We start from the raw sequence: 7560 nt of genomic DNA, 5'->3' as shown, positions 1-7560 counted from the left end.
CGGCCCGCCGCCGGTGAGCAGGTAGATCTCGTCGAACACCTTGAACGCCAGGATCATCCGGAAGACGAAGGTCACCACCAGCGTCGGGATCATCAGCGGCAGGGTGATGTGGACCAGGCGCTGCCAGCCATTGGCGCCGTCGATGGCGGCCGCCTCGTAGACGTCCTGTGGCAGGGATTCGAGGCCGGCCAGCAGCAGGAGGAAGCAGAACGGCGTCCAGTGCCAGACATCCACCACGATCACCGAGGCCAGCGCCAGATGGCCCTGGCCCAGCCAGTCCTGCGGGGCGAAGCCGAGCAGGCCGGTGATCGTGTTGATGACGCCGAAGTCGAAGCTGTACATCAGCTTCCAGATCGCTCCGATCACGATGCCCGGGATCAGGATCGGCAGGAGGAAGATCGTCCGGTAGACGAGCTTGCCGCGCACCACGGCACTGGTGAGCAGTGCCAGGCCGAAGCCCAGCACCATCTGCAGGCCGACCGCCACCACCGCGAAGATCAGCGTGTTCAGGATGCCGGCGCGGAACAGGCCGTCGCCCGGCAGGGCGCGGAAGTTGGCGAGGCCGACGAAGCTCCAGCTGGCGGTCCGCTCGGCCCAGGCGACGTCGTGGAAGCTCAGGACCAGGAGGTTCAGCATCGGCAGCAGCGTCAGGCCGAGGAAGACGACCAGCGCCGGTGCCAGGGTGGCTGCGCGCCAGCCGCGCTCGCCGGGCAGTGCCGCCGTCCTCATCGGGCCGGCGGCGGGGGCGCGGGCCACGGCTCGGGTATCGGCGGCGGCCATCGGCTACTCGGGCAGCGGGTCGAGGCGCGGCGCGTCGTAGCCGGCCTTGGTCATGACGGCGGCGATCTCCTCGGCCATCCGGTTCAGCGCCCGGGCCGGCGGGACCTCGCCCGAGATGGCCTGGTTGAAGCCGAGTTCGGTGATCGCCAGGATCTCGGCCGATTCCGGGATCACGAAGGTGAGCTGCGCGGTCGGCAGCGCCTTGGCCAGCGCGCCCATCCAGCGGAACTGCTCCTCCTTGGCCATGTCGGATTCCAGCACCGCACGGCTGACCGGCGGCGAGCCCGCCTCGGCATAGGCCTTCTGCGCCGCCTCGGTCTGGAACCACTTCAGGAAGGCCAGCGCCGCCTTCTGCCGGTCGGCCGGGATGTTCTTCGGGATGCCGCCCAGCCAGTGCCCGAGCGGCGGGGTCGAGGGATGGCCTTCGGCATGGGGTGGCGGCGCGAAGCCGACCTGGCCGGCCACGATCGACTGGTTCGGGTCGTCGAAGGTGGATGCCGCGAGCACCGCCAGGATGTGGCCGGCCTTGCCGGTCGCCATGTTCTGGATGACGTTGGCCTGGGACTGCCCGGCGGTCGACGGGTGGCCGGCCTCCTTGGCGAGCTTCAGATAGGTCTCGAGCCCGGCCAGCGTCTCGGGGCTGTTGATGGTGATGGTGAAGTCGCCGCTCTTCTGGTCGCGGAAGATGCCGCCGCCATGGCTGCCGATATAGGGCAGCATGTCGTAGGTGACGTCGAACGCGCCGCGCGCACCGCGCTGGACGATGCCATACATGGCGGGCGGATCGTTCAGCGCCCTGGCGTTCTCCAGGAGCTGGTCCCAGGTCTCCGGGACGCTCAACCCCTTCTCCTCGTAGAGGTCGCTGCGATAATGCAGGAGCGGGATGAACGGGTTGATCGGCACGGTCAGCAGCACGCCGTTCTGTGCGTCCGGCAGCTTGGTCTCGGCGTTCCAGTAGACCGAATCATCGAAGGTGTAGATCCCGGGATCGAGCTTGAAGTCCGGGTCGATCTCGTTCAGCGGCTGGAGGAAGCCGCCGGCATACATCTCGACGAAGAACCCGGCATTGATGACCAGGAGGTCGAACGGGCTCTCGGCTGCCCGCACCGCGGAGCGCTGCTTCTCCAGGCTGCCGGCGAACGGGTTCACGTCGAGCTCGACCGAGTTGCCGGTCTCCTCCTCGTAGAGCTCCACCGTCTTCTGGAAGCCAGCGAACCAGGGCGACTGGTTGATCACGATGGTGATCGGCGCCTCGTCCGCGGCCCAGCCCGGGCTCGCTGCGACGAGCAGTGCGGGGATCGCCACCGTCGCCGCCATGCTCCAGCGCCGCAGCCGCGCCCCTGTCGAGTCCACCTGGTTCATCGTGCCTCCCCCTTTCGGGCTGATGCCGCCCATGACGAAACCTGTCATGGCGCCGCCATTCCTACCAAACACTTCGGGGACGCCTGCAATTCAGAAAAGCTATCGCTCCGCCGTCAGTTGCCCGGCCGTTCCCGGCAGACCTCGCGCAGGGCGGCCATGACCGCCTGTGCTTCCGGCGACAGCCAGGCATTGCGGCGGGTCCAGATCCCGGCGGCGCGCTCGGCGGTGAGAAGGTCGATGTCGAGGACCGCCAGGCCGCGCCCCTGCGGCGTTTTCAGCGTTTCCCGGTTGGTATAGCTGAGCGCGTCGGTCTCGCGCACCATCGCCAGGAGGAAGGTCATCGAGTCCGCCTCGACCGTCGCTTCCGGCGGCGCCAGATTGTGCGCCACGAACAGGGCCTCCAGCCGGCGGCGGGCGCGCGTGACCCGCACCACCGGCAGGACCCAGGGGAAGCGCAGGGTCTCTTCCAGCCCGGGCCGCTCCAGCCGGGTCAGCGGGTGGCCGGCACGGCAGAACACCACCAGCCGGTCGCTGGTCAGCTTCTCCAGCGCCAGGTCGCCCGCTGCGTCCTCCTGCGGCAGCTCGGCCACCACGAAATCCAGGTCGCCCTGGCGCAGGGCCCGCATCAGCGCCGCGTCGAACCCGCCGGTGACGCGCAGCCGGATGTTCGGATTGGCCGCCATGGCGCGGGCCGCGGCGGTGGGCAGGTGGCTGTGCTGCCAAGCCGGCCCGGCCCCCACGTTGACCGGCGTGCCCGCCCCGTTCTTCAGGCTTTCCAGCTCGCCGAGCGCATCGCCCACCTGCACCTGCATCGCCAGGGCATGGCGCACCAGGCGGCGGCCGAACTCGGTCAGCTCCATGCCGCGCGGCAGGCGCTGGAATAGGGGCACGCCCAGTTCCCGCTCCAGCAGCTTGATGCTCTTGGTGAGGGTCGGCTGGGTGACGTGCAGCTCGGCCGCGGCGAGCGTCATGTTGCGGCGCTCGGCGATCTTCAGGAAATAGTTGAGCTGGCGAAGGTCCATCGGCGCGCGTTGCTCCTGCCAGCCCGGAGCCGCTCAGATGCCCGACCGCGCAGTTCCCGCCGGGCGATGGCCGGCATGGCGCTTCAGACGGAAGGCCAGGACCAGCAGCGTTATCCCGAACACGATGGCATAGGCGCCGAGCCACCAGGCCAGCACGATCGCGCCCACCATCGGGCTGACGGCCAGGAGGATGCCGTAGAGCAGGGAGGCGATGCCGCCAAGGATCAGCCAGCCGCGCCCATGGCTGGTCTTCAGCTTGACGGCGGAGACCAGCATGGTGACGCCGGAGATCAGCGCCCAGGCGGCGATCAGCAGCACGAAGGCAAAGACGGTGATGCCCGGCCAGACGAAGGCGGCGATGCCGATCACCACCCCGGCGATGCCGTGAATGAGCAGGAGGCCCCAGCGCACGCCGGCGCGGGCCCCCCGGATCGCGGCGATGATGCCGAAGATGCCGTCCACCAGGCTGAAGGCGGCGAAGATCAGCACCAGCGACAGGATGGTCGCCCCCGGCAGCACGAAGGCCAGGATGCCGAACAGGACGGCCATCGCCCCGCGCAGCGCCAGTGCCCACCAGTTCTGCGCCAGGATGGCGTTCATCGCCTCGTGGCGGTCCTGCATCGAAGGAGCGAGAGGATTCATGATCGGCCCCATCGGGATGGGCGGCCGGATGCTGCGCGCCCGGTGGCTTCTTCTGTATCGCCTCCACCAGTGCCTGGGAACGCCGCCCGCGCGGTCAGGCCGGATGGTGGCGGCGGACCTCGGTGACGAAGGCCTCGACCCGGGCCGGGTCCACCTGGTTCCACCAGACTCCGTCGTGCTTCAGGCTGGACCCGACGATCGCCCCGTCCAGCTCCGCCATCAGCGCCGCGGCATTGTCCTTCGCGATGCCGCTGCCGGCGATCACCGGCAGGCGGGTGCCGGCGCGCACCGCGGCGATCTCCTCGGGCGGCACCGTGTCCCCGGTGCGGTTGCCGGTCGCGATCGCCACGTCGGCATCGTAGAACTCGGTGTCCCGGGCTAGTTCCGCCACGCCCCGGTCGCCCACGATGGCATGGGCGCCGTGCTTGACGTGGACGTCGGCGAAGATCGCCACGTCGTCCGCCCCGATCATCCGCCGGAAACGCAGCGCCCGGCCGCTCTCGCCCTCGACCAGCCCCTCGTTGGCGACATAGGCGTTGACCCACTGGTTGACCCGGATGAACCGGGCATCCGTCGCCTTGGCGATCGCCAGCGCGCCGATGGCGCTGTTGGCGAGCAGGTTGATGCCGTAGGGCAGGTCGACTGCTTCAGCCACGGCCTTCACCAGCACGCTCATCGCCGCCACGATCTCCGGCCCGATCTCGCCCGGCGGCAGGAACGGGATGTCGCCGTGGTTCTCGAGCATCAGGCCGTTCATGCCGCCTGCGGCATAGGCCCTGGCGTCCTCCACTGCCCGCTTCACGATGGCCGACATCGGCTCGCCTCGGTAGCGCGGCGTGCCGGGCAACGGCGCGCAGTGGACGTTGCCGATCAGGGGCTTGTTGACCTTGAAGATGGCGGCGAGCGGCGAGGGGCGGGCAGGGGCGATGGCCAAGGGCAATCCAGTCGAGAACGGGAGTCAGAGATCGGTCGAGACGAGCCGGGACATGACGTGGGCCAGGCGCGCCGCCCGGTCCTCCGGTGTCGGCCGGACCGTGCGGAGTGCACCGCAGGCTTCGACCACATAGGAGGCGGCGACCGTGCCCATGGCGGCGCAGACCTCCGGCGGCCGGCCCTCGGCCAGGCCCGCCAGAAAGCCGCCGCAATAGGAATCGCCGGCACCGGTCGTGTCCACCACCCGGGCCGGGAAGGCCGGTACTTGCACCAGCCGGCGCTCGCCCGGCACGCAGACGAACGAGCCGCGCTCGCCCAGCTTCACCGCGATCGTGCAGCCATGCTCGGCCGTCTGCGCGCGCACCCAGACCTCCAGATCGTCCGGCCGCCAGATCCGCAGGATCTCGGCCTCGCTCGGCAGGAACGCGCTCAGATCCGCAGGATCTCGGCCTCGCTCGGCAGGAACGCGCTCAGGTGATGGAGGAAGCTCAGGTCCCGGTAGAGGCTGGCGTCGATATAGCCATCGGAAAGCAGGTCGAGCGTCACGACCGGCCGCCCCGGCAGGGCGGCCAAGTGAACCGCGTTGGCGACCGAGCTTGGCGGGCCCTGAGGGGCGATGTGGAAGCCGCGGGCGTTGGCGTAGAAGTCCGGCAGCGACCCCCGGCCCTCGTCCATCTCGGCGGCGGTCGAGGAGGAAAGCTTCGGGATCTGCTGCTTGTCGCGGTCGTTCTCGTGCAGCAGCCAGAGCTGCAGGCCGTTGCCGTCGATCGTCTCGATGCCGCGGCTGTCGAGCCCGAAGCCCTCGATGTCGGCGCGGACCAGGTCCAGGTGACGCCGGCCGGTCACCGAATGGACCCCCACCGAATCGTTCCAGATCCGCGCACCCACCGCCGAATAGAGGGCGCCGCCGCCCAGCACGTCGCGCTGGACGACATTGCCCTGGACGATGTCGTCGATGGTCAGCCAGCCGATCGTGACGAGCTCGGTCATGCGGTGCGCCCGAACAGGTCGGCGCAGCGCTCGCGATAAACAGGGGCTATCGCCGAATAGTAGATCAACGCCTTGGACAGGCTGACCAGGTCGTGCAGGTTCGCCCGCGGCTCGCCCTTGTCCAGGTGCCGGTTGAAGCCGGCAAAGCCCAGCAGGAGGATGTTCGGCGTCTTCAGGAGCACGCTGACATCGTCGCTGCGCGAGGTGTAGGCGTTGTTCGATTCCTGGACCGGCACGCCCAGTTCCGCCAGCACCGCGATCATGTCCTGCGCCAGGGCATAGAGGTGTGGCGGCGTCACCGCCCCCCGTGCCAGACTGGAGAATTCCGCCAGCACGGCACCCTGGCCCAGCCGCGTGCTGTTCTCGACGCCGCCGCGCGTGTCCGCGTCCGGGTCGCCGCCGGCCTGCTGCACGTCGGCGATGATCGCCAGGTCCGGTGTCGGCAGGATGTTCACGAGGCGCGAGCCGCCCCTTCCCATCACCTGGCTGCCGCTGCCATGCGGCCCCTCCTCCTCGTCGGGGAAGGCCAGCATCGCCTCGATCCCGGCTTGGGCCATGACCGGGGCTGCCACGGCGAGGGCTGCTACCGCACCGGCGTTGTCGACATGACCGACGAAATTGCCCTGGTCGTCCGTTTCCCGGCACGGGGCCGACATCACGACCCGGTCGCCGACCCGGATCGGGACGGACGGATCGTTGGGCTCGAAGAAGGGCTGCCCGCGCTCGGTGACCAGGCGGCCCCCGACGGACGGGCGATAGCGGTTGGACGGCAGGTCGTAGCGGACCACCTCGGCCGGCCGCTCGCCCTCCTCGATCAGGTGGTAGCAGAACGGCACCAGCGGGTAGCGGTCGCCGGCCTTCGGCTGGATCAGGTAGCTGATCGTGTCGAGATGGGCGAAGTACCAGAGCGGCTTGGCCGGCTCGGTGCTGCCGGTCAGGATCACCGTGCTGCCGGTCTTCTCGAAATCTTCGCGCAGGTGCAGCCGCGTGCGCTCGACCTGGTCGTCGGCGAGCAGGCGCTTGAGCACCGGCGTGCGCAAGGCGGCTGCCGCCGTGGACGGTGCCGGCATGTTGGCGAGCGCAAACGTATAACGGCGCACGCGCTCCAGGGTGACATGCGCGTCCACCGCCGGCCGCAGGGCCTCCAGCACCGGCAGGATCCGCTTTCGGACATCCATCGGCAGGCTCCTTCAGGTCCGGTTGGCGCGGCTCATGCCGAACACCGCGACCACGATCAGGGCACCCTTGACCAGCTGCTGCACGAACGGGTCGACCCCGTTCAGGTTCAGCGTGTTGGCGAGCACCCCGATGATCAGCGTGCCGATGAAGGTGCCCCAGACGGAGCCCTTGCCGCCGAACAGGGACGTGCCGCCCACCACCACCGCGGCAATCGCATCGAGCTCGTAGCCCTGCCCGGCTATCGGCGTGCCGATGCCGAGCTGGGAAGAATAGACCACCCCGGCCAGTGCCGCCAATCCGCCGGAGATGACATAGACCACGGTCTTGTAGAGGCGCACCGGCACGCCCGACATCCGGGCGGCCTCCTCGTTGGAGCCGATCCCGTAGACCGAGCGGCCGAACGGGGTCATGCCCAGGACGAAGGCGCTGGCGAGCAGCGTCGCGATCAGCACGAGCGCCGGGATCGGGATGCCCAGGAAGTAGCCGTTGCCGAAATTGTAGAAGGTCTCGTCCAGGATCGGGATCGGCGTGCCGCCGGTATAGATGAAGGCCAGGCCGCGCGCGAAGGACAGCATGCCGAGCGTCATGATGAAGGCAGGAATGCCGGCATAGGCGACACCGATGCCGTTGACGAAGCCGGCACCGGCACCCG

9 protein-coding genes are annotated in these 7560 nt (G+C 69.3%); all 9 read right to left on the bottom strand.

Annotated elements, in window-relative coordinates:
* Positions 1–780, bottom strand: a 780-nt coding sequence (locus EQG76_RS20130; protein ID WP_200840966.1) for a carbohydrate ABC transporter permease, incomplete at its 3' end; no start/stop codon positions are given.
* Between the two features lie 3 nt (positions 781–783).
* Positions 784–2142, bottom strand: a complete 1359-nt coding sequence (locus EQG76_RS20125) for an extracellular solute-binding protein (protein WP_159716133.1) — start codon at positions 2140–2142, stop codon at positions 784–786.
* 113 nt (positions 2143–2255) lie between these two features.
* Positions 2256–3164: a LysR family transcriptional regulator gene (locus EQG76_RS20120; protein WP_159716132.1), complete on the bottom strand. Its 909-nt coding sequence runs from the start codon at positions 3162–3164 to the stop codon at positions 2256–2258.
* A 33-nt stretch (positions 3165–3197) separates the two neighbouring features.
* On the bottom strand, positions 3198–3785 hold the full coding sequence (locus EQG76_RS20115; RefSeq protein ID WP_235031466.1) for an HdeD family acid-resistance protein: 588 nt from the start codon (positions 3783–3785) through the stop codon (positions 3198–3200).
* A gap of 115 nt (positions 3786–3900) precedes the next feature.
* A complete protein-coding gene (locus EQG76_RS20110) occupies positions 3901–4740 on the bottom strand; it encodes a BtpA/SgcQ family protein (RefSeq protein WP_200840965.1) in 840 nt (279 codons plus the stop codon).
* Positions 4741–4764: 24 nt separating this feature from the next.
* A complete protein-coding gene (locus tag EQG76_RS32350; protein WP_255476573.1) occupies positions 4765–5160 on the bottom strand; it encodes a carbohydrate kinase family protein in 396 nt (131 codons plus the stop codon).
* An 8-nt stretch (positions 5161–5168) separates the two neighbouring features.
* A complete protein-coding gene (locus EQG76_RS32345) occupies positions 5169–5729 on the bottom strand; it encodes a carbohydrate kinase family protein (protein WP_235031465.1) in 561 nt (186 codons plus the stop codon).
* Entirely contained in the window at positions 5726–6907 is a 1182-nt protein-coding gene (locus EQG76_RS20100) for a hypothetical protein (RefSeq protein ID WP_159716129.1), read from the bottom strand. Before EQG76_RS20100 ends, EQG76_RS32345 begins: the two co-directional genes overlap by 4 nt.
* A gap of 12 nt (positions 6908–6919) precedes the next feature.
* On the bottom strand, positions 6920–7560 hold a 641-nt coding region (locus EQG76_RS20095; RefSeq protein ID WP_159716128.1), incomplete at its 5' end, for an ABC transporter permease.

Source organism: Geminicoccus flavidas (genome assembly GCF_009806515.1).
Taxonomy (GTDB): Bacteria; Pseudomonadota; Alphaproteobacteria; order Geminicoccales; family Geminicoccaceae; genus Geminicoccus; species Geminicoccus flavidus.
Note: the sequence above shows the minus strand (reverse complement) of the source record. Positions and strands in the feature narration are given on the sequence as shown.

Excerpts from the sequence above, each read along its gene's own strand:
- EQG76_RS20125 (WP_159716133.1), bottom strand. The coding sequence starts at position 2,142 with ATGAACCAGGTGGACTCGACAGGGGCGCGGCTGCGGCGCTGGAGCATG.
- EQG76_RS20120 (WP_159716132.1), bottom strand. The coding sequence starts at position 3,164 with ATGGACCTTCGCCAGCTCAACTATTTCCTGAAGATCGCCGAGCGCCGC.
- EQG76_RS20115 (WP_235031466.1), bottom strand. The coding sequence starts at position 3,785 with ATGCAGGACCGCCACGAGGCGATGAACGCCATCCTGGCGCAGAACTGG.
- EQG76_RS32345 (WP_235031465.1), bottom strand. The coding sequence starts at position 5,729 with ATGACCGAGCTCGTCACGATCGGCTGGCTGACCATCGACGACATCGTC.
- EQG76_RS20100 (WP_159716129.1), bottom strand. The coding sequence starts at position 6,907 with ATGGATGTCCGAAAGCGGATCCTGCCGGTGCTGGAGGCCCTGCGGCCG.